Here is a 24,642-nt window from a genome sequence, read left to right as displayed (position 1 = left end):
AGGCCATCATACCCATGGTAAACGCGCCAACAGGAGCGCTCTGATCTATGGATGGCGCCACTGAACACGCAACACGCCGGAGCCGTGCCCGCCCGGCTTTTTGGCCTGCCCTTTGGATTCCACTGGTCGTTACCCTGGCCGGTTGGGGGGCAAGCCTGTTGCTGGCAGGCACCGTTGCCCAGCAGCTCACGGAGCTCAGCCGGGAAAACTACCGGGCCAGCCACCGGGCACTGGTCGCCAATCTGGCCGCACGGGTTCAGTCCGAACCGGGCAGCGCGCTGCCCGCCGGGGTCAGCGGAACACTGTCAGAGAATCTGCCGCCGGGCATAGAGCTCCGTGTCGACAGCCTCGCCCGCCATACCAAGCGCGCACTGGTGATTGCCGGGCGCGCTGAACAGCCCCTGCTATCAGAGGCCCTGCGAACCGAACTCCGATTACCCGAACGTCACTGGATGATCACCACAACACCGACTGCCGGGCAGATACACCAGCCCGCCGGGCGCATGTACTGGCGTATTCTCATTGCTGGCACCGGGCTGTCGCTGCTCGCAGGCGGCCTGGCACTCTGGCTGTGCCGGAAACTCGGCCTTACCCGGCATCAACACAGGCGCCAGCAGCAGGCACTGGCGCAGGGCAACCAGCAACTGGAGCATCTGCAGATAGAAAAGGCGGCCCTGAGACAGGCGCTCAATGACAGTGAGACCCGCAGCCGAGATCTGATGCGCCTTTGCGGTGCCCTGATCGCCGAACTGGATGAACGGCAAACGATCAGTTTTATCTCTGCAGAAACCGCCCAGATGCTGGGCTATGCACCGGCGGATCTGCTGAACTGGCCTTTCGAAACCCTGGTTACAGAAGCCGACCGGAACCGTTTCCGGGAACTCCTGAGCACCGCGCGCCAGGAACCGGCTATCGCCAGAGCGGATCTGGCCCTGCACCACAAAACCGAGGGCACTGAAGTGCCTGTCACTATCCGGGTTCTGGCACTCAAAACCCCGCTGCCCGGAATTGCTGGCTTCCGCCTGAGCGCCATCCGGCGGAGCACGCCAGACTGAACCCATCTGAGCCCGACTACAGAGGCTGAACCACATCCAGCAGCCGGTCGGTTGCCAGCAACTCCAGAAACTCATCACCCAGGCGCTCGCTCTCGGCGATAGCGGACTTCCACGCCCGCTCCCGCCCGGCGTCATCGCCCAGGTACTTCTCAAAGTCTTTCCGATCCGGCAACTTGCCATCCGGCAGGCTGGCGAGATAACCCGCCGATGGTGCCACCAGAATGACATCCTGGAGCCGTTCGGCATCGCCCTTGCGCCAGGGCAGTGTCTTATCAAACCAGCCCGGAACCACCTTGTCGGTGAAATGGGGATACAACACCACCCCGGGCTGTTCGTAAGGCAGATCCAGGTGGTAGTCCAGCAGCCCGCCATCCCGGTAAACGCCTTCCGGTGCCCCGGGAATGTCTCGAACACCCGACATGACCAGAGGAATCGACGCCGAGGCCAGCAGCGATGGCAACAGGTTTTCACGGCTGAGGGCAACCCGGTGGCTGGGAAAATCCGTCAATTCAGCCACCGGTGTCGGCAGCCGGGCATCGTACACAATGCCCCGCTCCATGTAGCGGCCCAGCCTTTGCCGACCCACCATATTGGCACTAATGGCCCGGGCCAGCCCCATACCCAGACGCCCGCGGGTGTCGTGCGCCAGCGCCCCCAGGCTGCGCACCACCATAATATTCAACCGGTACCAGGGGTGCTCAAGAATGGCCTCTTCACGGCCGCCCAGCAGCTCATCAAGAAACAGCACGCTTTTGCGGGTAACCTCTTCGGCCGGCACCCCTTTGCTGAAGCGCTGGCTGGTGTATAACTCCGCCAGCCGGTTCAGCTGCGCTCTCGGGTTATCAGACGAGGCAATGGCAGCAAACCGCCAGCTCCCGATCGACGAGCCAATCAGCGCGCGCTCTTGGGGAACCTGCGGCAACCAGTCGCCGAAGATCGCTTTGTCGAGCCCGGAGATACCCAGGGCTTTGGGGCCGCCGGCCGCCCCCGGAATCACATGGACATCTTCCGGCCCCAGAGATTTCTGCTGCAATCGCTGCAATGCCCTACGCCCGGCTTTAATCGTCAACGCCGGGGAGCGGCTGAGAATAGTTGCCATGAAACGTCCCCCAAAAAAGTGTCCGGAGTTTATCGAAGTGCACGGCGACAGGCCAATGACAGTGCTGCATCATGTTGATAACTAATTTTGATCATGGCCGGGCCAGCGGCGCAAAAGCGAACCGATGATTCAGTTTTTCCTTTGCAGGCGCCATCCTCATGCTAGACTGATTTCATTTACGGACAGTACCTGCCGGGGGCGGATTGTGAATCCTTTTGCCATGCCGAATACGACGGCCACCAATCCGACTCTGGCGGTCATCGGTTTCAAGCGCCAACTGGTGTATCACCTGCATTTCTGGGCGTTTATCGCCGTCGCACCGCTGGTACTGGTGCAGTGGAAGCAAGGGCATCCGTTACTGTCCGCCCTGCTGATTCTGTTTTGTGGCAACGCCCTGGTGGTGATAGCCCTGCTCCGGCTGCGCGACACCTATTTTCTCAAGGGCCGCCTGTTCCCGCTGCTTGCGGTGGTGTGTGCCACCTATTCCACCATCATCAATGGCCATTCCGGGCTTTATTGGGCCTACCCCGCGGCCATCGCCCTGTTTTTTCTGTTACCCCTGAAAGAAGCCATTGTCTTCAACAGCCTGTTCCTCTCGATTATGTCCGTCGTTGCCTTCTACAAGTTTCCCGAGGCGGATTTCTGGCGCATCACTTTTTCGCTCGGGCTCAGCTGCCTGTTTGCCATGATCTTTGCCTGGCTGGTAGGCAGACTGCAGGCCGAGTTGACCCGGCTCGCCACCACCGACCCCCTCACCGGCTGTCTCAACCGCTCACAACTGGCCGATATCCTGAATGCCCAGATACAAATACGCGAGCGCTATGAACGGGTGTCCAGCCTGGTGCTTATCGACCTGGATTTCTTCAAAAGCATCAACGACCATTGGGGCCACCTGGCGGGCGACAAGGTGCTGAAAGAAATGGCCCAACGCCTTCGCAAACGGCTGCGCGAAAGCGACCAGTTGTTCCGCATCGGGGGCGAAGAGTTCATGATCGTACTGCCGGAAACCCGGCACAAAGACGCCGACCGCCTGGCCCGCCAGCTTCTGACCAGCATCAGTGCCCGGCCCTTCTTGAACGACATTACCCTGACCGCCAGCGCCAGCGTGGCCGAGGTCAGCCAGGGTGAAACCTGGTCGGTGTGGCTGAACCGGGCAGACCAGGCCCTGTACCAGGCCAAAGCCCTGGGCCGCAATCAGGTGGTCAATGCGTCACGGCCCGACGCAGCGTTGCAGGCCGAGCCTCTCCTGGGGCCGGGTGACAATGCCCCCGATGAGGTCGCCCCTGCCTGAGCGCACTGATCCTTTTACCGCCGGATCGCGTAATCGTTTGGAGTTAACCGTGCATTTCCCTTAAGCTTTGGCCTTTGTCAGCAACACCAAACCGGAAATCCCTATGTACGCACCCCTTGACGATCTGACCGACCACTACCGCAGCATAATCACCGGGCTGGGCGAGAACGCACAGCGCGAAGGCCTTCAGGACACCCCCAAGCGAGCCGCCAAGGCCATGCAGTTTCTCACCCATGGCTACCAGCAAAACCTGGAAGAGCTGGTGAACAACGCGGTATTCGAATCGGCCATGGATGAAATGGTGGTGGTTCAGGACATCGAGCTCTACAGCCTGTGCGAACACCACATGCTGCCGTTCATCGGCAAGTGCCACATTGCCTACTTGCCCCAGGGCAAGGTGTTGGGCCTATCTAAATTCGCCCGCATTGTCGATATGTATGCCCGGCGGCTGCAGATTCAAGAAAATCTTACCCGGCAGATCGCCGAAGCGGTAGAAAGCGTTACCCAGGCCGCCGGTGTGGCCGTGGTCATCGAAGCCCAGCACATGTGCATGATGATGCGGGGTGTCGAGAAACAGAACTCCCGAATGAAGACCTCCATGATGCTGGGCCAGTTCCGCAAGTCCCAGGCCACCCGTACCGAGTTCCTTACGCTGATCTCGAACAATCGCTGATACCCGATATTTCAGGAGCTGTCATGTCTGATCACCAGGCCCCTCTGGCCCGTGTACGCATCAAAAATCTGCTACTGCGTGCCTACATCGGCATCAAGGAAGAAGAAATCAACAACCAGCAGGACGTCGTGATCAATGTCTGCCTGACCTACGACGCCTCCGATGCTATTGACCGCAACGAGATTTCGGCGGCCCTGAACTATCGCACCATTACCAAGCAGATCATCGGCCACGTTGATGGCCAGCGTTTTGCGCTGCTGGAGCGACTGACTCACGAAGTACTGGCCATCGTGATGGAACATCAGGCGGTCACCTGGGCCCGGGTCGAAATCGACAAGCCCCATGCGTTACGCTACGCCGAATCAGTTTCGGTTACGCTCGAATCCACCCGCCCAGACTGAAGGAGCCGTTACCCAATGCCAGCCAACAGCCCGGATCAGATGCGCCAGCTACTTGAACGCGTTCGCACCATTGCCCTGGTGGGCGCCAGCGAGAAAACCAACCGCCCCTCCCACGAGGTGATGGAATACCTGCAACAGCAGGGCTACCGGATGATCCCGGTGAATCCCCGGCTGGCAGGCCAACAGGTGCTGGGCGAAACCGTCTACGCCGACCTGGCCTCTGTGCCCGTGCCGGTAGACATGGCCGAACTGTTTCTGGCGCCCGAGCGCACCGATGCCATCATTGATCAGGCCATCGAACTCAACATTCCGGCACTCTGGTTACAGATTGGCGTGATTAACGAAACCGGTGCGGCACGTGCAGAAGCCGCCGGCCTTACCGTTGTCATGGATCACTGCCCCAAACAGGAAATTCCGAAGCTGGGCATCAATACGCCTGCCAGGGCCTGAACAACCCCGCGGCGCCAATGCCCCGTACCGGCGGGGCAGGTGCCGGTACTCCGAAAACGTCAAATTATCGATCTCATTTTGACATAAAACCTGTCACCAGTCCGGCTGCTCTGACATAATTCCCCGATAACAATCATTAGAAGAAACACGCTAACGCTATGGGGGAGAGCACTTTGGATCAGCCCGACACACCAGCCCGGCCGGTGATACGTGCGCTGATGAGCCATGCGTTTACTGTGCTGGTTTTCCTGGCGTTCCTGGCCATGGCGACCGGTCTGCGGTTCGGTCTTATTCAGCAAGACAACCAGCAAATCCAAACCAATCTGGAAAACGAAGCCCTCGCACTCGCCAATTCCCTGGAGCGGGAGTTCATGTTGCATGTGGAGGCCGTGGGGCGAATTGCCAAACGCATGCTGTTGAATCCGGCGATGACGGAATCGGCCTGGCGCGGAGACGTAAAAAATTATCTGGCAGACTTTGGCAGCTACCACAGCATCAACTGGATCGACACAGATTATGTGATCCGGTGGCTGGAATCCATGAACGGTAACCCCAAAGCCCTTGGCCGGAACATGGCCGACGCCGAGCAGTCACACGCCGCACTCCAGCGCGCGGCGGAATCCGGACAGTTCTATATCTCCGGCATCCTGGATCTGATTCAGGGTGGCGAGGGCATCGTAATCTACCAGCCGGTCGGCGAGGGTGAAAACAACAATGGCTTTGTGGCCGGGGTTTTTCAAATCGACGTACTGGCGCGGCAACTCCTGACCCAGCGGGTGCTCGAGCAGTTTCAGGTGACCATCATCCCGCAGGGGCAACGGGTGTACCGACTGAATACCTCGGCCGATATTGATCCGGATCTCGAATACACCGTTCCCGTGGTGTTACCGCGGCTGTTCTGGTCGCTGACCCTGGCCCCTACCACCGCCTGGGTAGAGCGTCAGCGCAGTGACTGGCCCAATCGTACCTTCAGCACCCTGTTGATTATGGGCATACTGACTAGTCTTACCATCCTGCTGGCTCAGCTTATGCTCAAGCGCAAACAGGCGCTGTTGAAAACCCGGCAGGAACTGGATCAGGAAATCGCACAGCGCATTGCCATTCAGTCGGACCTGGAACGCCTTGAATCCAACGATCCGTTGACAGGCCTGGCTAATCGGCGCTTCTTTATGGAAGACTTGTCCCACTCCATTAATCTGGCAGAGCGGCAATCGCGCCAGCTGGCACTGGTGATGATTGACCTGGATCGCTTCCAGATGCTCAACGACTCCCTGGGCCATCAGTTCGGAGATGAATTGCTGGTTCGGGTGTCCGAGCGCCTGAATCAACTCAGCAATGAACGGATTCTGGTGGCCTACTCCGGCGGTGACGAATTCATGGTCTGCCAGCAGCATGTCGACGACATTGACGACGTTATCCACCTGCTGGGCCAGATTAAAGGCTGTTTTCTAAACCCGTTTGACGTCCAGGGCAACCGCCATACCATTACCGCGACCATGGGCGTGGCGGTCTATCCCCAGAGTGGCCTGGATGCCGACAATCTGCTGCGCAACGCCGACATCGCCCTTTACCGCGCCAAGGAGCAGGGCCGGGCCAGCTACCAGTTCTACACCGAAGGCATGCAGAACCGTGAAGTCTTGCGCCTGGAGCTGGATCAGGATCTCAGCCGCGCCCTGGCCAATAACGAATTCGTACTTCATTACCAGCCCCAGCTCAACCTGGACACCGGCGAAATCACCAGTGTAGAAGCCCTGATTCGCTGGCAACACCCCCGTCGGGGGCTGCTGCCACCCATCGACTTTATCCCGCTGGCGGAGGAAAGTGGCCGGATTACCGAAATCGGCCACTGGGTGATGCAGGCCGCCTGCCAGCAGCTGGCACGCTGGCACGCTGGCGAGGCACAGCCTGCGAGCACCTTCGAATCGCTGTCAACCTGTCCGGGCGCGAACTCGACAACGACGCCCTAATCGACGATATCCAGGCCACCCTGACGGCCGAAGGCATTTCACCTGCACAGCTGGAAGTGGAACTGACCGAAGAAATCTTCATCCAAAACATTGAACACAACCTGAACCAGCTGCAGCGACTGAATAACCTGGGTATCAACCTTGCCATCGATGATTTTGGTGTGGGCTACTCATCCCTGGCCTACCTGCGGGACTTCCCGGTAAGCTCACTGAAAATCGACCGCTCGTTCATCACCAATGTCACCGACAGGCACGACAACGCGGTGATTACCCGTGCGGTGATCAACCTGGCCCATAACCTGGGGATACAGGTGGTGGCGGAGGGTGTGGAAACCGACGCTCACCTGCGTTTCCTGACCTCCCACCGGTGCGACTTTGCCCAAGGCTACCTGATCAGCAAACCACTGATTGCGGCGGATCTGGAACAGGCCATCGCCAAAGGTATTCTGGTACCGGCACTGCCCGCCCAGCCCCGATTGTAATTGCACGCGCCGCCCGCCACACTTGGGGCCAAGTCACTGTCAAAAGAGAGAGCTATGTCGGGCCGATATCTGACTGCAGACCAAGACTCACAGCTTCGGCGCTGGGAGCGCTGGAACCGCAACTATTTTGTCTTTGCTTTTGTCGCGCTTATCGTGATGCTGGTGTTCAGCAGCCAGCTGGGGCTTTCCTCCGGCGACGACTGGGGCTCGCTGGGGTTTATTCTGGTGGCCCTGGTGGCGCCGATCGTGGTTCTTCAATTGCGTTTGAAGTGCCCGGCCTGTGAGGCAAAAATCGGCTGGCAGGCCAAACTGATGGCGCCCGACCAGTGCAAATCCTGCGGTGTTTTTCTGCGCGCCCGCAATACCCCCTCCTGATTCCCCCCAAACGGTTTGACCTGTGAGTTGGTCACAGGTTTTACTCTATAGTCCGGAGCTGGAGTTTGTCGTACGAGTGCGGGAACTCTCCAGCCAGGTTTGTGAGCCTCACTTGTATCGCAACCGCTTGGGCAACGCTTATGAAAGTCAAAGACATCGCCACCGCCGCTGGCGTTAGTCCGGATACCGTCCGGTTCTACACCCGAGAGGGCCTGTTGCACCCGGGCCGGAACCCGGACAACAACTACCAGGAATATAACGCCGACGACCTGCGCCGCCTGCGCTTTGCCCGCAAGGCCCGGCAGCTGGGCTTTTCACTGCCGGAAGTCCGCCGCATTCTGGAACAGGCGGATGATCACCACTCCCCCTGCCCCATGGTGCGGGATGTCTTTCAGCGCCGATTGGCCGACGTGGAACGGGAAATTGCCGAGTTGCAACAGTTGCGCGAGCGCATGGTGGCGGCGCTTTCGGCCTGGGAAGATATGCCCGATGGCACGCCCGACGGCCACACCATCTGTCGATTGATTGAACACTGGGATGACCCATCCGCGTCATCCTGTTGCGGGGAGTCCTGAGCCATGACAGACACACCGGTACTGAAAACCGCGCTGAGTATTTCCGGGGCCTCCTGCCAGGGCTGCGCCAAAAAAATCCGCAATGCCCTGGAACCCCTGGTGGGCAACACGGACCTGGTGGAGGTGAATCTGGAAGCGCAGACCGTTGCCCTGCCGGAATCAACCGATCTGGCGGAAGCTGCGCGCATTGTGTCCGACACCGGCTATCCCGCCGAAGTCATGGCTGAAGCAGCCGAACAGCCAAAAGCCTGTTGCGCGGCAAAAACATCCGGGGCCACTAACCCACCCCCGGAGCAACCATCAGCCTGTGCCAATAAACATGACGCGCCATCGGCTGCGCCGGATACCGTACCCAGCCAGAGCGACGCCATTGTGCTGGCGGTCACGGGCGCCACCTGCGCCTCTTGTGTCAACAGCATCGAAAAGGCCCTGCACTCGGTGCCCGGGGTTGAGCACGCCCACATGAACCTGGCGGATGGCACCGCCACAGCTCACGGGCAAGCGGCTCCGGATGCACTGATCAAGGCAGTTGAGAGTGCCGGTTATGGCGCCCGGGTGCTCGAAGACCCGGATCAGGCCGATCAGGACAAACAACAGCAGGATAAGAAACAGTACCGGGTGCTGCTGGTGAAAATGGCCATCAGTCTTGGCCTGGGGCTGGCGCTGATGATCTGGGGCATGGGCTTCGGCAGCATGACCGTGACCGAAGCCAACCAGCTTACCTGGATCAACCTGGGCATTCTCACCCTCGGGGTGATGATCGCCACCGGTGGCCATTTCTACACCGGTGCCTGGAAAGCTTTCCGCCACCACAACGCCAACATGGACACCCTGATCGCCCTGGGCACCGGCACCGCCTGGCTGTATTCCATAGTGGTGGCCAGCGTGCCCGAAGCCCTGCCCGAGATGGCACGCCATGTGTACTTTGAAGCCTCGGCGATGATCATCGGCCTGATCAACCTGGGCCAGGCCCTGGAACTGCGAGCCAAGGGCAAAACCTCTGAAGCGGTCCGTCGACTGCTCGACTTGCAGGCCAAAACCGCCCGGGTGATCCGTAACGGTGAAGAGCAGGACCTGCCCATTGATCAGGTTCGCCAGGGCGATCACCTGCGGGTAAGGCCCGGTGAAAAGCTGCCGGTGGATGGGGTCATCACCGAGGGCAACACGCGAATTGATGAGAGCATGCTGACCGGCGAACCCATGCCCGTCAGCAAGGGCGAAGGGGATGAAGTGTCCGCAGGCACCCTCAATACCCATGGTGCCATCATCTACAGGGCCACCCGGGTGGGCAGCGAAACCGCCCTGGCCCAGATTATCCGGCTGGTGAAAAAGGCCCAGGGCTCGAAACCGGCCATTGGTCGTCTGGCGGATAAGATTTCCTCCGTGTTCGTGCCCTCGGTGATGCTGATTGCCGTGGCTGCGGCACTGGTCTGGTACAACCTGGGCCCCGAGCCTGCCGTGGTACACATGATGGTGGCCGCCACCACCGTACTGATCATTGCCTGCCCCTGCGCCCTGGGGCTGGCGACACCCATGTCGGTGATGGTAGGCGTGGGCAAGGCGGCAGAATACGGTGCCCTGATTCGCCAGGGCGATGCTCTGCAAACCGCGGGCAAACTGGACCTGGTGATTCTTGACAAGACCGGCACCATTACCGAGGGCCGCCCGACGGTGATTCGGGTTCACGCCGAAGGCCAGGGTGAACACCAGCTGATCGGCCTGGCCGCGGGTCTGGAGCAGCATTCCGAGCACCCACTGGCCGAGGCGATTGTCAGCTACGCCCGGGAGCAGGACATCCCACCCGCAAAAGTCAGTGGCTTTGAGGCCCTCAACGGCAAAGGCGTGCGAGGCGAGTTCGAAGGCCAGCCCCTGCGCCTGGGTAACCGCCGCTGGCTGGAAAGCCAAGGATTGTCGGTCTCTCGGGTATCCCAGGCTGCAGACGAAATAATCGAACAGGCCGGAACCCCCCTGTTTCTGGCGCTGGGTAGCCAGGTTCTGGGGGTAATCGGGGTAGCCGATGCCATCAAGGAAGACTCCGCTGCCGCCATTGAGCGGCTGCACCGGTCGGGCATCAAAGTGATGATGGTGACCGGCGATATCGACGCCACCGCCAGGGCTATTGCGGCCAAAACCGGTATCGACGATTACCGCGCCGAGGTTCTGCCCGAGGACAAGGCCCAGGTGGTCAGTGAAATGCGCGGCCAGGGCTATTCCGTGGCCATGGTCGGTGACGGGATCAACGATGCCCCGGCGCTGGCGGCCGCCGACGTGGGCTTTGCCATCGGTACTGGCACCGATGTGGCCATCGAAAGCGCCGCGATCACCCTGATGCGTGGCTCGCTGCACGGTGTGCCCGATGCCATCGAGATCTCCCGGGCCACGGTGAAGAACATTCACCAGAACCTGTTTGGCGCCTTTATCTACAACTCCCTGGGCATTCCCGTGGCCGCCGGGCTGCTGTACCCGGTCTGGGGCATTCTGATGAGCCCGATTCTGGCCGGTGCCGCCATGTCGCTGTCGTCGGTTACTGTGGTCAGCAACGCCAACCGGCTGCGCCTGTTCAAGCCCCATCAAATGCCCAAAACCCACAAGGAGCGGAACCCATGATGTCATTTCTGGTCAATATCGCAGGCCTGGCCCTGATGGCCGCCATTGTCTGGTGGTTCTGGCTTTCCGGCACTGACAGCAACCCGACCGACTCACACCACTGAGGAAACCACCATGAAAAAGCACACCCTGGCTTTTGGCCTGATGGCCGCCCTGGGTTTCAGCACCACCGCCCTGGCGGGCGGCGCGGCAGCCAACATCCACGTGTACAAATCCCCCACCTGTGGCTGCTGCGGCGACTGGATTGACCACCTGGAAGACAACGGCTTCAAGGTCGAATCCACCGATGTCCAGAACATGAACCGGGTGAAAGCGGAAGCAGGCCTGCTGCCCGGCCTCGGCAGTTGCCACACCGCCTTTGTCGACGGTTACGTGATCGAAGGCCATGTGCCCGCCAGCGACATCAAACGCCTGCTCGCCGACGCCCCGATGGCGACCGGCCTGAGCGTGCCCGGTATGCCTGCAGGCTCACCCGGAATGGAAATGGGCGACCGAAAAGACCACTACAAGGTGATTCTGTTCAACAAGCAGGGCCAGACCCGAATCTTTAACGAGCACAACTGATCGCCTCAACCAGCCGCAACGCCCGTTGCGGCTGGCAGCCCATGTTCTGCCTATTTTTTCTACACGAAGGGGGTCGGGTGTTCTATCATGAAAGGCAGACACCAGACGACGATTGGCAGGACAGCTTTTGAGCCTCAAAACACGCATTCTTGGCTTGGCAGCATTGCTGCTTGTAGCCGCAGGTACGGCTTCCTGGCTCGCCTATCAGGAACTCTCCAGAGGCATTATCGAACGCTGGGGAGAGCAGGTGGCAGAAATCCAGGTGCGTTACGACAGCGCCCGGCTGCTGCAATCCCTGGAACGCGAAATCGGTCTGGCCCGACAGATGGCCCAGTCCTCCACCCTGATCCAGTGGGCCAAAAACCCGAACACCCCCGGGCTCACCGACAGAGCCATCCGCCAGATGGAAAGCTTTCGCAGCAACTTTGAAGACAATAGCTACTTTGTGGCGCTGCGCAAAAACAACCACTATTACTTCAACGACGCTGCAGATACCTATGCTGGCGCACAGTTCCGCTATGTACTGAATGCCGAAAAACCGGACGACGCCTGGTTTTTCCAGTTAATTGAAGAAGGCCGGGATTTTCACCTGAACGTCAACCCGGATACCGAGCTGGGCGTAACCAAGCTGTGGATCGACGTACTCATGCGGGACGAGCAGCAGAACATTGTCGGCATGGTGGGTACCGGCCTGAACCTGGACGAGTTTCTGAGGGACATCGTCGACATCGGTCAAAAAGGCATCACCACCCTGTTTGTGGATTATAACGGGGCCATTCAGCTGTACCGCGACCGCAATTACATCGACTTTGCCAGCCTGATCAAACCCGAAGGCCAGAAAAATACAGTGGATCTGTTGTTCGATGAGCCAGAAGACAAACAGCAGATTCTGGGTATGCTGCAACTACTCAAACAGCGCAACGGCGAGAGCGGTGCCGTGGAAACCGGCTTTGTCTCGGTGGACGGCCGCAAACACCTGGCGGGCGTGGCCTTCCTGCCCGCCATTGGCTGGTTCGAAATCACTCTGCTGGATTTGGAAACGCTGATTCCGCAAAGCTATCTCTGGCCCCTGATTGCCGTGTTTCTGGTCAGCCTGCTGATCGTTCTGCTGGTGTTTCACCAGATTATTCAGTCCCGCATCCTACGCCCGGTGATTGGCCTGGAGGGCGCGGTCAAACAGCTGCGTGACGGTAACTTCAACCACCCGTATCTGCCGCGACCAGACAATGAGATTGGTCGACTGGTCGACCATTTTGAGAAGATGTCGGCCACTCTGCGTGACACCACCCGGGAACTGGAAGAAAAAGTCGCCGATCGCACGGAAGAACTGCACCGGCTGGCCCGAGTTGATGCCCTGACCGGCCTGAAGAACCGGCGCGGGCTGGACGAAGTCATTCACGAACAGATCCAGCGCGCCGAGCGTGAAAACACTGGCTTTGGCCTGCTCTGGCTCGACATTGACCATTTCAAGGAAATCAATGACCAGCTGGGACACCAGGCCGGTGACGATATTCTGTGCCGGGTGGCGCTCTGGCTGCGGGCCGCCGTTCGCCCTTACGACCATCCCGGCCGCTGGGGTGGCGATGAATTTGTGGTGTTGCTATCGCCCTGCGATCTGGAAACCCTGGAGCAGATCGCCGCACGCATTCGCGCTAATGTCGAAGCCGAAAGCCAGCGCAGCGGTACCGCAATCACCATCAGTGTGGGCGGTTATTTCTGTCAACCCGGCGAGACTCTGGACACCCTGTTGCGCAACGCCGACCAGGCCCTTTACGAAGCCAAGGACGCAGGCCGCAACCGGGTGCGTATCCTCGCTGCCAAAGGAAAAGCCACCAACACCAGCGGTCAGATCTGACTCCAACTGGCATAACCGTTATACTCCGCACATCATCCATTTTTATCGCCGGGTTTTTTCCATGCTCAATGCCGACGCTCTCAATCAGTTGCGCCAGCTGAAAACCGATATCAAAGAAAACAAGGTGGTCTTCGCCGGTACCGTCAAGCCCACCAACGGTCGTTTCGGCTTTGTCGCTCTCGATGAAGGTCGGGATGTGTTCCTGCCACCGGAAGAAATGCAGAAAGTGCTGCCCGGAGACCGGGTAAACGTGACCGAACATGAGGTTGAAAAAGGCAAAACCCAGGGTGTGGTAGACGAACTTCTCGACAGTTCTCTGACCACCTTCGTGGGTCGCTATCTGGTGAAAGGCAAAGGGCATTTTGTAGCGCCGGAAACCCCAGGCATCAACCGCTGGATTTTCATCCCTCCCAAAGAACGCCAGGGCGCGCAGCCAGACGACTTCGTGTATTGCCAGATCCACCGCCACCCGATCAAAGACGGCAAGGGCCAGGCCAGGGTGCTGCGGGTGATCGGCAAAACCGGTGAACCGGGCATCGAACGCGCCTTCACCCTGGCCAGCTTTGATCTGGCCGACCGCTGGCCAGCGCCAGTCGAAAGCCAGGCAGACGCCCTGAGCGAAGAGTCGGTGGCCGGGTATACCGAAGGCCGCGAAGACCGCACCGGGCAGCCTTATGTGACCATCGACAGCCCGGGCACCCAGGACATGGACGATGCCCTGATGGCCACCCCAAATGCCACCGGCTGGACACTCTCCATTGCCATTGCCGACCCCTCTGCCATGATTGAGCCCGGCAGCCCGGCCGATGAAGAAGCGTTCAACCGGGCGACCGCCATCTATTTTCCCGGCGAACCGCTGCCCATGTTGCCCGACAGCATCAGCACCCGGCTCTGCTCACTAATGCCCGAGGTTCCGCGCCTGGCTCTGGTGTGCGATCTACAGGTGAACAACGACGGCAGCCTGGGCGACTACAGTTTTCATCAGGCAGTGATCCGCTCCCAGGGCAAACTCAGCTATGAGCTGGTGTCACACCTGATTGAAGGCCGTGAAGACGAAGATATCAACGCGCTGCCGGAGGCCGTGGCCAACAGCCTGGATCAACTGCACCAGGCGTCTACGGCGTTGCGCAAATGGCGCACCGAACACGCCCTGACCAGCAGCGACCGCCCGGAATTCCGCCTGCGCCTGGATGAAAACAAGCGCATTCGCCTGATCGAACCTTCGGTACAAAACGAAGCCCATCGCCTGGTGGAGGAGTGCATGGTTGCGGCCAACCGGTGTGCCGCAGATTTTCTGCAGCAACAGCCGCAGGGGTTGTTTATCCAGCACCCCGGGTTGCGGGACGATCGGGCCGACAACATCCGGAAACTGCTTGAAACTTATGCGCCACACCTTGTGGAGCTCGACGCCCACAGCGCCGAAGGCTTCAAATCGCTAATGAAAGAAACCGAGATCCTTCAAGCAGAGGTACCAGTCAAAGCCATACTGTCGCGCCAGCTGGCCCGGGCCGAGCTGGCCTTCAACGCCGCCCCGCACCATGGTATGGGGCTCGCTGCCTACACCACCTTTACCTCGCCCCTGCGCAAATTTACGGATCTTTACGTGCACAGGCTGATCAAAGCCGCGCTTTGGAACAGCCCGGTTCGCGCACTGGACAAAGATCAACTGGAACGTCTGCAGAATACCCAGATCCGTGCCCGCATGGCTGCCAACAGTCTGGAAAACTGGCTGAAAAGCGACTTTGCCAAAACTCTGCCGGATACCCCCATGGAGGGCGTTATCAGCCGCACAGTACCGTCCGGGTTCTTTGTCCGGCTGAATGCCAACGGTCTGGAAGGCTTCGTCAGCTGCAAAACACTCGACGGCAAATTCAGCTTTGATCCGGTCACCCTGCGCCTTATCCACAACAAGAATGGCCGTATCTTCCAGCTGGATCAGCAAGTGACTGTTAGCATTCAGGGCGTGGATGAAGAACGAAAGCAGATCAATCTGGCGTTACTGGATGCGGTAGAAGTGGTAACCGGTACCACCGCCTGAAAACCGATCAGGCCGTCAAACCGTATTTTCTGACAGGTAGATTGCCGCAGGAGGTGTTATGCCCATCAGCCCGCAGGAATTCCTCAGAAAATACGGCTTTGACAAAGACGAAGAAGAACGGGATCACAGCCTGAGAAAGAACGCTCTGGACCACGCCAAACATCTTCGGCGCCCCCACGCAGGAACGCCGCACGATTGGGAAGAGTGGGAGAAATTTAAAAAAGAGCACCCGGATCAGGTCGACGACGAGTCCGACTGAAGTAACCGGTCAAGACGCTTGTCTTTCTGACTCCACAACTGTGCAAGCCATTCCTTGACGTTGCGGCGATGCTCACCATCTGACGAGTAGTCCTTGCCCTTGAGATGTTCCGGAATTGGCTGGATTTCGATCACCATCCGAATCTCCGCTACCCGGCCGCACAGGAAATCCCAGAAGGTCGGCGCGCCATCCGGATAGACGATGGTGACATCCACCAGGGTGTCGATCGAATCGCTCATGGCATCCAGCACAAAGCCAACCCCGCCCGCCTTCGGCACCAACAAGTGGTTGTAGGGGGACTTCTGTTTGTCATGCTTGGCAGGCGTAAAGCGGGTACCCTCAACAAAGTTCATCACGCTCACCGGTGTGTAGCGGAACTTCTCGCAGGCTTTGCGGGTAGCTTTCAGATCATCGCCCCGCTTTTCCGGGTGTTTGATCAGATACTCCCGGCTATACCGCTTCATGAACGGGAAATCCAGCCCCCACCAGGCCAGGCCAATCACCGGCACCCAGATCAGTTGCTGTTTCAGAAAGAATTTGAGAAACGGCGCCTGGCGGTTAAAGACCCGCTGCATGGCCAGAATATCCACCCAGCTCTGATGATTGCAGAGCACCAGATACCAGCTTTCCCGCTTGAGCTGATCGGCACCTTCCACCTGCCAGCGGGTACCCTGGGTAAGTTTCATCCAGCCGGTGTTACAGGCCACCCAGGATTCAGACACCCAGATGATGGCCCGGGTACAGAGCACCCGAAACCCTTTGTGAGGCACCAGTAACTTGAGAGTCGCCGGGATATAGAGCAGCAAACACCAGAACAGCGTATTGATGCCAAGAAGAATCGAATTGAGAATGCCGAGCAGTGGCGCGGGCAGAAAACTGAGCATGGTCATCCTGTTATGGTTGTTTTCCAGAGCTGGCAATCATAACAACCCTGGAATCGATTGGGCAGTGGCCCAAAGTGACCATGGTGCCGGTTATAAATGACGATCTTGCCATGGTGCCACATAGCCTCACACCCTATGCTTCAGGCTGATCAAGACACGCAGCCCGGGGCATTACCATGCGGACACCCTTCAGAAATACCGTCACACGCGCCTCCGGCGTTGCCCGCCAGAGCGCCCACTACGCAGGCAACGCTTTCGACCGACTGTTCCGGGCTGCCAGCCTGGTACAGGCGGGTCAAACGCCTTACCAAACCCTGCACAGCGATGGACTGGTAAAGCTGCGCCACTACCCACCATTGCAGGAAGATTTTATTGAACTGGACGACACCGTCATCCCGGTGAAACGACACAGCCACCGCGTGCCGGTCGTGATCATACCGCCGCTGGCGGTAAATATGCTGGTTTACGACCTGCTGCCCCAACGCAGTCTGGTGCGTTTTCTTCGAGCCAAAGGCTTTAACGTCTACCTGATCGACTGGGGCATGCCCACCCGGGAGCACAGCCACTTCAACCTGCACACCTACGTGGCTGAATTTCTGCCCGCCTGCCTGGAACGGGTCCGGGAACACAGCGGCGAACAGCAACTGAGCCTGCACGGCTGGAGCATGGGCGGCATGTTTACCCTGTTTTACAGCGCACTCAGCCAGGACCCGAACATTCGTAACGCCATTGTGCTGGGCTCTCCCATCGACAGCCACGCCTCGGGACTGATCGGCCTGCTCAATCAGCGCCTGGCCGACGTTGCCGGGTTTATCCGCAAACGCACCGGATTCCGCCTGCACGACGTACAGCCACACTGGTTTCATACCCCGGGCTGGGCCAACACCCTGGGCTTCAAACTCACCAACCCGATTGGCAGCGCTATGGGCTACTGGGAGCTGATTGTGCGGCTTGGCGACCGGGAATTCGTCCGCAATCACGCCAGTACCTCTGCCTTTCTCGACCGCATGGTGGCCTACCCGGGCGGCGTTATCCAGGACACACTGGTGCGGGTGTGGATCGACAACCAACTGGCTGGGGGCACCATCCAGATCGGCGACCACATCGCCTGCCTTGATCAGGTAAGCGCAAACCTGCTGGCCATAGCGGGCAGCGAGGACACGCTGGTCACCCCGGCCGCCGCCAAGAAAATCATGGAGCATGTCGGCTCCACCGACAAAACCTTCCGGGTAATCCCTGGCGGCCACATGGGCATACTCGCGGGCAGCAAAGCCCCGGCCGCGTCCTGGCTGGAAATGGCCGACTGGCTCGCCCCCCGCTCCGATTAACCATCCCCGGCAACCGACAGCGGTGACATGAGGCCCCGGCTATCTTACACTTTGATCCATGAAACCTGTTGATATGTTAAGCCTCGACCTGCGCTCTCTGATGACCTTCGTGGCCGTGCTGGACGAGGGCAGCGTGTCCCGGGCAGCGGTGCGCCTGGGTGTGACCCAATCGGCGGTCAGCCATACCCTGGAGCGCTTGCGGCAAGCCTTTGGCGACCCCCTGTTTGTGAAATCCGGCCGGGGCATCGTGCCCACCGACTACGCCCAACGCACCGGCCCCCACATCCGCCAGCTGCTGGACGATCTGCGCACCCTGCCCTCCGGCCCGCCGTTCGAGCCAGGCACCGCCGACTTTACCTTTACCATTGCCGCCAACGACTACCAGCGCGACCTGCTGCTGCCAGGCCTGGCCCACATCCTGCGAAAACAGGCGCCCGGTATCCGGCTGCAAGTGATCCCCGCAGGCATTCCCAACCCGGACATGCTTCGCAAAGACGCCTGCGACCTGATCATCAGCCCGCACGCGCCGGAAACCACCGACATCATGCAGCGCGGCCTGATGTCCGACCGCATGGTGGTCTACTACGACCCGGAACACCGTGCCGCCCCCGCCGACCTCGCCAGCTACCTGAAAGCCGACCACATCGTACTGATGTTCGCCCCCGGCGAGCGGGTCGGCTTCGAAAGCACCCTGCTCGCCAAAGGCCTGGAACGCAAAAACACCGTCACCGTCTCCAACTTCTCCGGCCTGCCGGAATTTTTGCGCGGTACCGACATGCTGGCCACCGCACCGGAGCGCATGAGCCAGCACCTGATGCGAGACTTCGCCTGGGTACCTCTGCCCTTTGACTATAAGCCCTTCACCCTGTTGATGCTGTGGCACCGCCGACACCAGAACGACCCGGCCCACCGCTGGGTGCGCAACCAGGTAAACTCAGTGGCCGCCACCATGAACGGACTTAACCGCCAATCAATTAATTTCATTCATACGTTGCATGAAAGCCGCCGCCGTTAAAATTCAGCGAGTGAGGCTCTAGACTTGCCCTCCTAAACAACCCCCAACCTGACAACCACCAGGGTTTAATCATATTGTGCTCGCGCTAACAAGTATCTGGACAACCATCTTACTGGCCGCCGCCGTCGCCCTCGGCCCACTGGCCGTGGACATGTACCTGCCCGCGCTCCCGCAAATCGGCGCCGACTTCAACGCAGGTACCGACCAGGTACAGCTCACCCTCAGCCTCTACCTGGCCGGCTTCGCCATCGCCCAGCTCATCTGCGGCCCGCTGGCCGACCGCTACGGCCGCAAACCCATCATGATTGGTGGTTTCCTGGTCTTTACTCTCGCCAGCATCGGCTGCGCCCTGGCCAGCAACATCGAAACCCTGCAACTGTGCCGCTTCCTGCAAGCGCTCGGTGGCTCCGCAGGCCCGGTACTCGGCCGCGCCATCGTCCGCGACATCTACACCCCCAGAGACGCCGCCAAAATCCTCGCCCTGCTGGCCAGCATCATGGCCCTGGCACCCGCCATCGCCCCGACGCTCGGCGGATTCATGGTCGCCAACCTCGACTGGCACTGGATCTTCATCGTTATCGGCGCCTACGCCCTGATCATGGCGGGCGTCACCGCCTTCGGCATCCCGGAACCCCTGAAGCCAGAACACCGACAGCCCCTGCGCCTGGGCCACCTGTTCCGCAACTACCGCCGGATCAGCACCGACCCGAGCTTTATTGGTTACACCCTGACCAACGCGGCGGTCTACGGCGGCCTGTTCGCCTTCCTCTCCGGTGCCTCCTTCGTACTGATCGACGTGCTGGGCGTGGCACCGGAACACTTTGGCCTGTACTTCGCCGCCATGGTGGCTGGTTACATCATCGGTAACCTGGGCTCCATCCGGATTGCCAATTACCTGATGCCCGACCAGATCCTTATCGTTGGCCTGCTCATCTCCATGGCCGGTGGCGGCATCATGGCCCTGCTCGCCTGGTACCAGATCTACAGCCCCTGGGCGGTTGTTATTCCCCAGGCCGTGTTCATGGCAGGCACCGGCCTGGCATTACCCCAGTGCATGGCGGGCGCCCTGGCTAACCACCCCACCATGGCGGGCTCTGCCTCTGCCCTGTTCGGCTTCGTGCAGATGGCCGCAGCCGCCGTGGCCGGGGCCATCGTTGGCGCCCTGCACGACGGCACGCCGCTGGTGATGGCCACCGCCATCGCCGCCTGCGCAGGCCTGGCCCTGGCCAGCTACCTGCTGCTGGTACAACGCTACCCCGCTAAAGCCTTCGAAACCGGCAACGCCGGAGCCTGAAACAGAACCGGCGCCCCGGAAATCCGGTCGCCAGCCTTGATCTATCTAAAGGAAAGGATGAAATGTCATCCAAATTAAGCTACACAGAGTAGATTGCAGAACACTTATAACCAGAAAACAAGGAGTAAACCATGAGCAACGTCACTCTGGACGGCAACCCCATCGAACTCAGCGGAAAATTTCCCCAGACCGGCGACAACGTACCGCCGTTCACTTTAACCACCAGCGGCCTGGAAGACGTCAAACTCGAAAACTGGGCAGGCAAACGCAAGATCCTGAACATTATCCCCAGCATCGACACCGGCGTCTGCGCCGCCAGCACCCGCAAATTTAACGAAAAAGCCGGTAGCCTGGACAACACGGTGGTGCTGGTGGTCTCCGCCGACCTGCCCTTCGCCGCCGCCCGCTTCTGTGGAGCCGAAGGCCTGAAAAACGTCGAAACCCTGTCCAGCTTCCGCAACTACAGCTTCCAGCAGGACTACGGCGTCGCCATCCAGAACGGCCCCCTGGCCGGCCTTTGCGCCCGCGCCGTGATCGTACTGGACGAGAACAACAAAGTTATCCACAGCGAACTGGTCAGCGAAATCAAAAACGAGCCGGACTATGATGCGGCGTTAAACTCGCTCTGAACCGCGCAAGCGACTGCCATTTGCCCATAGACGACTAGTCCGAGTCGTCGAGGCGAGTTCCAGAACACCGAGGCGGTCGGGGATCTCACCCGACCGCCTTCTGCAGTGCTAGAATCCCCGCCACACTCAACACCACAACCCCGAGCTAACGTGCAAAACACCCTGCAAAACGCCTCCCTGGGCCGCCAGCTTTACCACATGACCTGGCCCATGCTGTTCGGCGTGCTCTCACTGATGACCTTCCAGCTCACCGACAGTATCTTCGTTGGCCAGCTCGGCCGCGACCCGCTCGCCGCCCTGGGCTTTACCGTACCCATGCAACAGCTGGTCAGCGGCATGTACGTTGGCCTGGGCATCGCCACCACCGCCATCATCTCTCGCACTCTGGGCCAGGGCGAAGACCTGCGGGCCCAGCGCCTTGGCGGGCTGGTCATCACCATTGGCGCCAGCCTGGCCCTGACTCTGTGTGTCTCGGTCTGGCTGCTCCAGAACCTCATCCTGGATCTGCTCGGCGCCGCCGACACCCTGCGCCCGGTCATTCGCGAATACTGGGCGCCCTGGCTGCTGTCTGCCTGGACCGGTGCCATGGTCTACTTCAGCTACGCCACCTGCCGGGCCAACGGCGACACCCGCCTGCCCGGCTACATGATGATCACCACCAGCCTGCTCAACATCGCACTCGACCCGCTGTACATCTTCGTCTTCGACTGGGGCCTGCCCGGCGCCGCCTGGGCCACCATCACCGCCTTTAGCGTGGGCGCACTGATTGTCTACCCCACCCTGATTCGCCGCCAGTGGCTACGCTTTGACCTGCTGCAACTGCAACTGGGCAAAGCCATCCGCCAGCTCAGCGGCATCATGGCCCCGGCCATGGTCAGCCAGCTGATGCCACCGGTTTCGGCCATGCTCGCCACGGCTCTGGTGGCCGGGTTTGGCTCATCTGCCGTGGCAGCCTGGGGCCTGGGCACCCGGCTGGAGTTTTTCTCGATCGTGGTGGTGCTGGCACTGACCATGTCCATGCCCCCCATGGTCGGCCGCTTGCTGGGGAAAGGCGACATTGAAACCATCCGCAAACTGGTCCGAATTGCGGTGCGCTTCATTCTTGGCTGGCAGTTGGCGGTGGGGCTGATCTGGCTGGTGGCCTCGGGCATGGTGTCCGAACTGTTCAGCCCGGATGCCGACGTACAGAAGGTGCTGGCCAGCTACCTGGTGCGGGTACCGCTGAGTTACAGCGGGTTAGGGGTGTGTATTCTGATGGTGTCGGTGAACAACGCCCTGGGCATGTCGCTGCGCGCCCTGCTGATTTCCACCCTGCGCCTGTTTGCCTGCTACCTGCCGCTGCTCTGGCTTGGCAGCCAGATGGGCGGGCTGACCGGCCTGATGACCGGCGCCCTGATCGGCAACCTGTTGGCCGGGCTGATGGCCTACGGCCTGTATCGGCAGGGCATGGCGCGGCTACGGCAACGGCCGTAGCCATTCGCTAACATCCTCAACAACAGAACTACGCGAAGCGCGCCCTGAACGACTCGGGTACCGGTGCCACCTTGCGGGCGTGATAGTTGAAGAAAACGAAACCGTATTTGGCCAGCGCCACCGGCTGGCCAGTCTCGGTCTTGGTCACCCGAAAGACAAAATCCCCGCCGTACTTGTTGAAATCCATCACGCCGATTTCAAATTTCAGCAGATCCGGATAGAAGGATTCGTTCTGGTACATGGTGGCCAGATCACTGATGATAATCCCCACGCCTTCGCTGGTGATTTCCTCAACCCCGTATTCCACCAAAAACTGGGCCCGGGCCTCCGACAGCATTGAAATCAGGGCATCGTTGCCCAGATGGTTGGCGCCGTTGATGTCCGTTACCCGCACCGGAATGCGAGTTTCAAAGGTAAAAGCGGATTCGGGGAATTCGAGCTGGATTCTGGCCATGAAGAGTCCTTGGTGTGGGTGGCAATATCGAGCCGCCATCATACCCCGACCTTTGTCCCTTCTCATCCCTGCCCCGGATCGGGTATCTTGAAAGTCTTGCGACCAGACCAACAAGATATTGAGAGACCTATGGACATTCGCCCTGCTGCCACTCTGGTTCTGACCCGGGATACCGAGAACGGCCTGGAAGTTCTGCTGCTGCAACGAACCTGGGACGCCGTGTTCATGCCCGGCTATTTCGTGTTTCCGGGCGGCTCGGTGAATGCCGAAGAAACCGACGCCCAGGCCCATGTGGTGGGCATCCGGGATTCCGCCATCAGCCAGATCATGAGCCTGACCGCCGGAGGCGCCGATTACATGTTGGCGGCGGTGCGCGAATGCTTTGAAGAAGCCGGTATTTTCCTGGCCCAGGATAGCAACGGCACCCTCATCGACCAGGCCCATCCGGTTCACAACGAACGCATGGCCTTGTTCCGGGAGCAGGTGTCTCTCGCCGCGCTGTGCGAACAGCACAAGCTGTCGGTACCGCTGGATCGGCTGGCCTATCTGAGCCACTGGGTCACTCCCCCGGGGCTGGCCCGGCGGTTTGATACCCGGTTCTTTGTTGCCGTGGCTCCGGAAGGCCAGGTGGCCCGCCACGACGGCATCGAAACCATTGATCAGGTGTGGATTTCGCCCGCCCGGGCACTGGCCGCCCACCGCGACGGTGACATGCTGCTGGGCCTGCCCACCATCCGCACATTGCGGGTATTGAGTGACTTTAACCATACCGCCGAGCTGATGCGTTACGCCCACGCCAACCCGCCCGAGGTGTTCCCGGATCAGCCCTGGCCTGCGCTGCGCAAAGGCCAGCCGGTGGTGCTGGAGCCCAATGCGCCAGCCTACGACGAAGCCGTTAAGCTGGACCCGGAGGGCGAAGGCTTTGTGCGCGCCGAAATTACCCCGGGAGAACCGGTGGAGATCGCCGCTGGCGTCATCCGCCTGACCGCCCCCAACCCCGGCATGATGACCGGCCCGGGCACCAACACCTATATTCTTGGCCACGAGCGTTTTACCGTGCTCGACCCCGGGCCCGCTGAGGCCCGCCACATCGAACGGATTCTGGAACTCACCGGCGGCATTGTCGATCAGGTGGTGGTTACCCATACTCACCCCGACCACTCCCCGGCCACCGCCGAGCTGAAAGCCCGCACCGGCTGCCGGGTGTTTGGCTTACCGGCGCCGGGCGGCCCCAGCCAGGATCGCACATTCGCCCCGGACGACCAGCCGAAACACGGCGACCTGATTGTGACTGAAGCGGGCATTCTCAAGGTGCTGCACACCCCGGGCCACGCATCCAACCACCTGTGCTATCTGCTGCTGGAGCAGGAACTGCTGTTCTCCGGTGACCACATCATGCAGGGCTCCACCGTGGTGATTAACCCACCCGATGGCGACATGAAGGCCTACATCGACTCCATGCACGACCTGTTGTCCGAATCCATGCGCTTTATCGCCCCGGCCCATGGTTTCCTGATGGCCGAGCCGCCGGTGGTGATTGACTATCTGGTCACTCACCGGCTGTCCCGGGAGCACAAAATCTGGCGGGTACTGGAGGCGGGCGCACCAATCAGCCTGAAAGACCTGACCGCCCGGGCCTACGATGACGTACCGACGGCGCTGCACGGGGTCGCCTCCCGGTCGGCACTGGCTCATCTGCTAAAGCTGGAGGTCGAGCACCGGGCCTTCCAGGCCGACGACCTCTGGCACACGGTAAAACCGGACTGAACAGCGCCTGAAACGGGGCTTTATGACACCGGCATTAAACCTCTGTCACAGCGGTAGGCAAAGCAGGGGGTCGGCTTTATCCTTGGGCACTAATCAAACCATTGCCC

Annotated in this window: 23 protein-coding genes; 20 read left to right on the top strand and 3 right to left on the bottom strand. The window is 60.1% G+C overall.

The window, feature by feature from the left end:
* The first annotated feature begins 47 nt into the window (after positions 1-47).
* Positions 48-1,055 carry a PAS domain-containing protein gene (locus C7H09_RS05600; protein ID WP_106761625.1) on the top strand — a complete coding sequence of 336 codons (1,008 nt, stop codon included), beginning with the start codon at positions 48-50 and terminating at the stop codon, positions 1,053-1,055.
* Positions 1,056-1,071: 16 nt separating this feature from the next.
* Here C7H09_RS05600 and C7H09_RS05595 read toward each other — a convergent pair whose 3' ends face one another.
* Complete coding sequence (locus C7H09_RS05595; RefSeq protein ID WP_106761624.1) at positions 1,072-2,154, bottom strand: patatin-like phospholipase family protein; 1,083 nt, start codon at positions 2,152-2,154, stop codon at positions 1,072-1,074.
* Between the two features lie 205 nt (positions 2,155-2,359).
* Here C7H09_RS05595 and C7H09_RS05590 point away from each other — a divergent pair, with 205 nt between their 5' ends.
* The 13 genes from C7H09_RS05590 to C7H09_RS05535 all read left to right on the top strand — a co-directional run bounded on the left by C7H09_RS05590 (position 2,360) and on the right by C7H09_RS05535 (position 15,691).
* Positions 2,360-3,445, top strand: a complete 1,086-nt coding sequence (locus tag C7H09_RS05590; RefSeq protein WP_240616510.1) for a GGDEF domain-containing protein — start codon at positions 2,360-2,362, stop codon at positions 3,443-3,445.
* Between the two features lie 103 nt (positions 3,446-3,548).
* Positions 3,549-4,118, top strand: a complete 570-nt coding sequence (gene folE / locus C7H09_RS05585; RefSeq protein WP_106761623.1) for a GTP cyclohydrolase I FolE — start codon at positions 3,549-3,551, stop codon at positions 4,116-4,118.
* 23 nt (positions 4,119-4,141) lie between these two features.
* Positions 4,142-4,519, top strand: a complete 378-nt coding sequence (folX, locus tag C7H09_RS05580) for a dihydroneopterin triphosphate 2'-epimerase (RefSeq protein WP_106761622.1) — start codon at positions 4,142-4,144, stop codon at positions 4,517-4,519.
* 15 nt (positions 4,520-4,534) lie between these two features.
* Positions 4,535-4,969, top strand: a complete 435-nt coding sequence (locus C7H09_RS05575) for a CoA-binding protein (RefSeq protein WP_106761621.1) — start codon at positions 4,535-4,537, stop codon at positions 4,967-4,969.
* Positions 4,970-5,142: 173 nt separating this feature from the next.
* The gene (locus C7H09_RS05570; RefSeq protein WP_240616509.1) at positions 5,143-6,936 is read left to right on the top strand and encodes a bifunctional diguanylate cyclase/phosphodiesterase; all 1,794 of its coding nucleotides are present in this window, start codon (positions 5,143-5,145) and stop codon (positions 6,934-6,936) included.
* Positions 6,834-7,418 (top strand): EAL domain-containing protein, encoded by a 585-nt coding sequence (locus C7H09_RS20160; RefSeq protein WP_338064024.1) that lies wholly within the window; start codon positions 6,834-6,836, stop codon positions 7,416-7,418. The genes C7H09_RS05570 and C7H09_RS20160 overlap by 103 nt, the downstream gene beginning before the upstream one ends.
* Before the next feature lie 54 nt (positions 7,419-7,472).
* Complete coding sequence (locus tag C7H09_RS05565) at positions 7,473-7,793, top strand: hypothetical protein (RefSeq protein ID WP_106761620.1); 321 nt, start codon at positions 7,473-7,475, stop codon at positions 7,791-7,793.
* A 140-nt stretch (positions 7,794-7,933) separates the two neighbouring features.
* Complete coding sequence (locus tag C7H09_RS05560) at positions 7,934-8,368, top strand: MerR family transcriptional regulator (protein WP_106761619.1); 435 nt, start codon at positions 7,934-7,936, stop codon at positions 8,366-8,368.
* Positions 8,369-8,371: 3 nt separating this feature from the next.
* The gene (locus C7H09_RS05555) at positions 8,372-10,975 is read left to right on the top strand and encodes a heavy metal translocating P-type ATPase (RefSeq protein WP_106761618.1); all 2,604 of its coding nucleotides are present in this window, start codon (positions 8,372-8,374) and stop codon (positions 10,973-10,975) included.
* A 114-nt stretch (positions 10,976-11,089) separates the two neighbouring features.
* On the top strand, positions 11,090-11,539 hold the full coding sequence (locus C7H09_RS05550; RefSeq protein ID WP_106761617.1) for a DUF411 domain-containing protein: 450 nt from the start codon (positions 11,090-11,092) through the stop codon (positions 11,537-11,539).
* A 127-nt stretch (positions 11,540-11,666) separates the two neighbouring features.
* A complete protein-coding gene (locus C7H09_RS05545) occupies positions 11,667-13,394 on the top strand; it encodes a diguanylate cyclase domain-containing protein (protein ID WP_106761616.1) in 1,728 nt (575 codons plus the stop codon).
* A gap of 61 nt (positions 13,395-13,455) precedes the next feature.
* Positions 13,456-15,432 carry a ribonuclease R family protein gene (locus C7H09_RS05540; RefSeq protein ID WP_106761615.1) on the top strand — a complete coding sequence of 659 codons (1,977 nt, stop codon included), beginning with the start codon at positions 13,456-13,458 and terminating at the stop codon, positions 15,430-15,432.
* A 58-nt stretch (positions 15,433-15,490) separates the two neighbouring features.
* On the top strand, positions 15,491-15,691 hold the full coding sequence (locus tag C7H09_RS05535; RefSeq protein WP_106761614.1) for a hypothetical protein: 201 nt from the start codon (positions 15,491-15,493) through the stop codon (positions 15,689-15,691).
* On the opposite strand, the gene C7H09_RS05530 is transcribed toward C7H09_RS05535, so the two are convergent.
* On the bottom strand, positions 15,667-16,575 hold the full coding sequence (locus tag C7H09_RS05530; protein ID WP_106761613.1) for an acyltransferase: 909 nt from the start codon (positions 16,573-16,575) through the stop codon (positions 15,667-15,669). The two genes, C7H09_RS05535 and C7H09_RS05530, sit on opposite strands and share 25 nt — an antisense overlap.
* A gap of 176 nt (positions 16,576-16,751) precedes the next feature.
* Here C7H09_RS05530 and C7H09_RS05525 point away from each other — a divergent pair, with 176 nt between their 5' ends.
* The 5 genes from C7H09_RS05525 to C7H09_RS05505 all read left to right on the top strand — a co-directional run bounded on the left by C7H09_RS05525 (position 16,752) and on the right by C7H09_RS05505 (position 22,314).
* The gene (locus tag C7H09_RS05525; protein ID WP_106761612.1) at positions 16,752-17,903 is read left to right on the top strand and encodes an alpha/beta fold hydrolase; all 1,152 of its coding nucleotides are present in this window, start codon (positions 16,752-16,754) and stop codon (positions 17,901-17,903) included.
* A gap of 58 nt (positions 17,904-17,961) precedes the next feature.
* Positions 17,962-18,918: a LysR family transcriptional regulator gene (locus C7H09_RS05520; RefSeq protein ID WP_106761611.1), complete on the top strand. Its 957-nt coding sequence runs from the start codon at positions 17,962-17,964 to the stop codon at positions 18,916-18,918.
* A gap of 76 nt (positions 18,919-18,994) precedes the next feature.
* Positions 18,995-20,212, top strand: a complete 1,218-nt coding sequence (locus tag C7H09_RS05515; RefSeq protein ID WP_106761610.1) for a Bcr/CflA family multidrug efflux MFS transporter — start codon at positions 18,995-18,997, stop codon at positions 20,210-20,212.
* Between the two features lie 131 nt (positions 20,213-20,343).
* Complete coding sequence (tpx, locus tag C7H09_RS05510; RefSeq protein WP_106761609.1) at positions 20,344-20,841, top strand: thiol peroxidase; 498 nt, start codon at positions 20,344-20,346, stop codon at positions 20,839-20,841.
* Between the two features lie 150 nt (positions 20,842-20,991).
* Positions 20,992-22,314 carry an MATE family efflux transporter gene (locus tag C7H09_RS05505; protein ID WP_240616508.1) on the top strand — a complete coding sequence of 441 codons (1,323 nt, stop codon included), beginning with the start codon at positions 20,992-20,994 and terminating at the stop codon, positions 22,312-22,314.
* Between the two features lie 28 nt (positions 22,315-22,342).
* On the opposite strand, the gene C7H09_RS05500 is transcribed toward C7H09_RS05505, so the two are convergent.
* A complete protein-coding gene (locus C7H09_RS05500; protein ID WP_106761608.1) occupies positions 22,343-22,768 on the bottom strand; it encodes a thioesterase family protein in 426 nt (141 codons plus the stop codon).
* A gap of 129 nt (positions 22,769-22,897) precedes the next feature.
* Between C7H09_RS05500 and C7H09_RS05495 the strand changes: the two genes are divergently transcribed.
* The gene (locus tag C7H09_RS05495; RefSeq protein WP_106761607.1) at positions 22,898-24,535 is read left to right on the top strand and encodes an MBL fold metallo-hydrolase; all 1,638 of its coding nucleotides are present in this window, start codon (positions 22,898-22,900) and stop codon (positions 24,533-24,535) included.
* Positions 24,536-24,642: the final 107 nt, after the last annotated feature.

Source organism: Marinobacter fuscus (assembly GCF_003007675.1).
In the GTDB taxonomy this organism is placed as follows: Bacteria; Pseudomonadota; Gammaproteobacteria; order Pseudomonadales; family Oleiphilaceae; genus Marinobacter; species Marinobacter fuscus.
The sequence above is the reverse complement of the archived record's forward strand: the minus strand, read 5'-3'. Positions and strand labels throughout refer to the sequence as shown.

Excerpts from the sequence above, each read along its gene's own strand:
- folE (WP_106761623.1), top strand. The coding sequence starts at position 3,549 with ATGTACGCACCCCTTGACGATCTGACCGACCACTACCGCAGCATAATC.
- C7H09_RS05560 (WP_106761619.1), top strand. The coding sequence starts at position 7,934 with ATGAAAGTCAAAGACATCGCCACCGCCGCTGGCGTTAGTCCGGATACC.
- C7H09_RS05500 (WP_106761608.1), bottom strand. The coding sequence starts at position 22,768 with ATGGCCAGAATCCAGCTCGAATTCCCCGAATCCGCTTTTACCTTTGAA.
- C7H09_RS05535 (WP_106761614.1), top strand. The coding sequence starts at position 15,491 with ATGCCCATCAGCCCGCAGGAATTCCTCAGAAAATACGGCTTTGACAAA.
- C7H09_RS05600 (WP_106761625.1), top strand. The coding sequence starts at position 48 with ATGGATGGCGCCACTGAACACGCAACACGCCGGAGCCGTGCCCGCCCG.
- C7H09_RS05575 (WP_106761621.1), top strand. The coding sequence starts at position 4,535 with ATGCCAGCCAACAGCCCGGATCAGATGCGCCAGCTACTTGAACGCGTT.
- C7H09_RS05595 (WP_106761624.1), bottom strand. The coding sequence starts at position 2,154 with ATGGCAACTATTCTCAGCCGCTCCCCGGCGTTGACGATTAAAGCCGGG.
- C7H09_RS05525 (WP_106761612.1), top strand. The coding sequence starts at position 16,752 with ATGCGGACACCCTTCAGAAATACCGTCACACGCGCCTCCGGCGTTGCC.
- C7H09_RS05530 (WP_106761613.1), bottom strand. The coding sequence starts at position 16,575 with ATGCTCAGTTTTCTGCCCGCGCCACTGCTCGGCATTCTCAATTCGATT.
- C7H09_RS05555 (WP_106761618.1), top strand. The coding sequence starts at position 8,372 with ATGACAGACACACCGGTACTGAAAACCGCGCTGAGTATTTCCGGGGCC.
- C7H09_RS05520 (WP_106761611.1), top strand. The coding sequence starts at position 17,962 with ATGAAACCTGTTGATATGTTAAGCCTCGACCTGCGCTCTCTGATGACC.
- C7H09_RS05540 (WP_106761615.1), top strand. The coding sequence starts at position 13,456 with ATGCTCAATGCCGACGCTCTCAATCAGTTGCGCCAGCTGAAAACCGAT.
- tpx (WP_106761609.1), top strand. The coding sequence starts at position 20,344 with ATGAGCAACGTCACTCTGGACGGCAACCCCATCGAACTCAGCGGAAAA.
- C7H09_RS05550 (WP_106761617.1), top strand. The coding sequence starts at position 11,090 with ATGAAAAAGCACACCCTGGCTTTTGGCCTGATGGCCGCCCTGGGTTTC.
- C7H09_RS05495 (WP_106761607.1), top strand. The coding sequence starts at position 22,898 with ATGGACATTCGCCCTGCTGCCACTCTGGTTCTGACCCGGGATACCGAG.
- C7H09_RS05565 (WP_106761620.1), top strand. The coding sequence starts at position 7,473 with ATGTCGGGCCGATATCTGACTGCAGACCAAGACTCACAGCTTCGGCGC.
- folX (WP_106761622.1), top strand. The coding sequence starts at position 4,142 with ATGTCTGATCACCAGGCCCCTCTGGCCCGTGTACGCATCAAAAATCTG.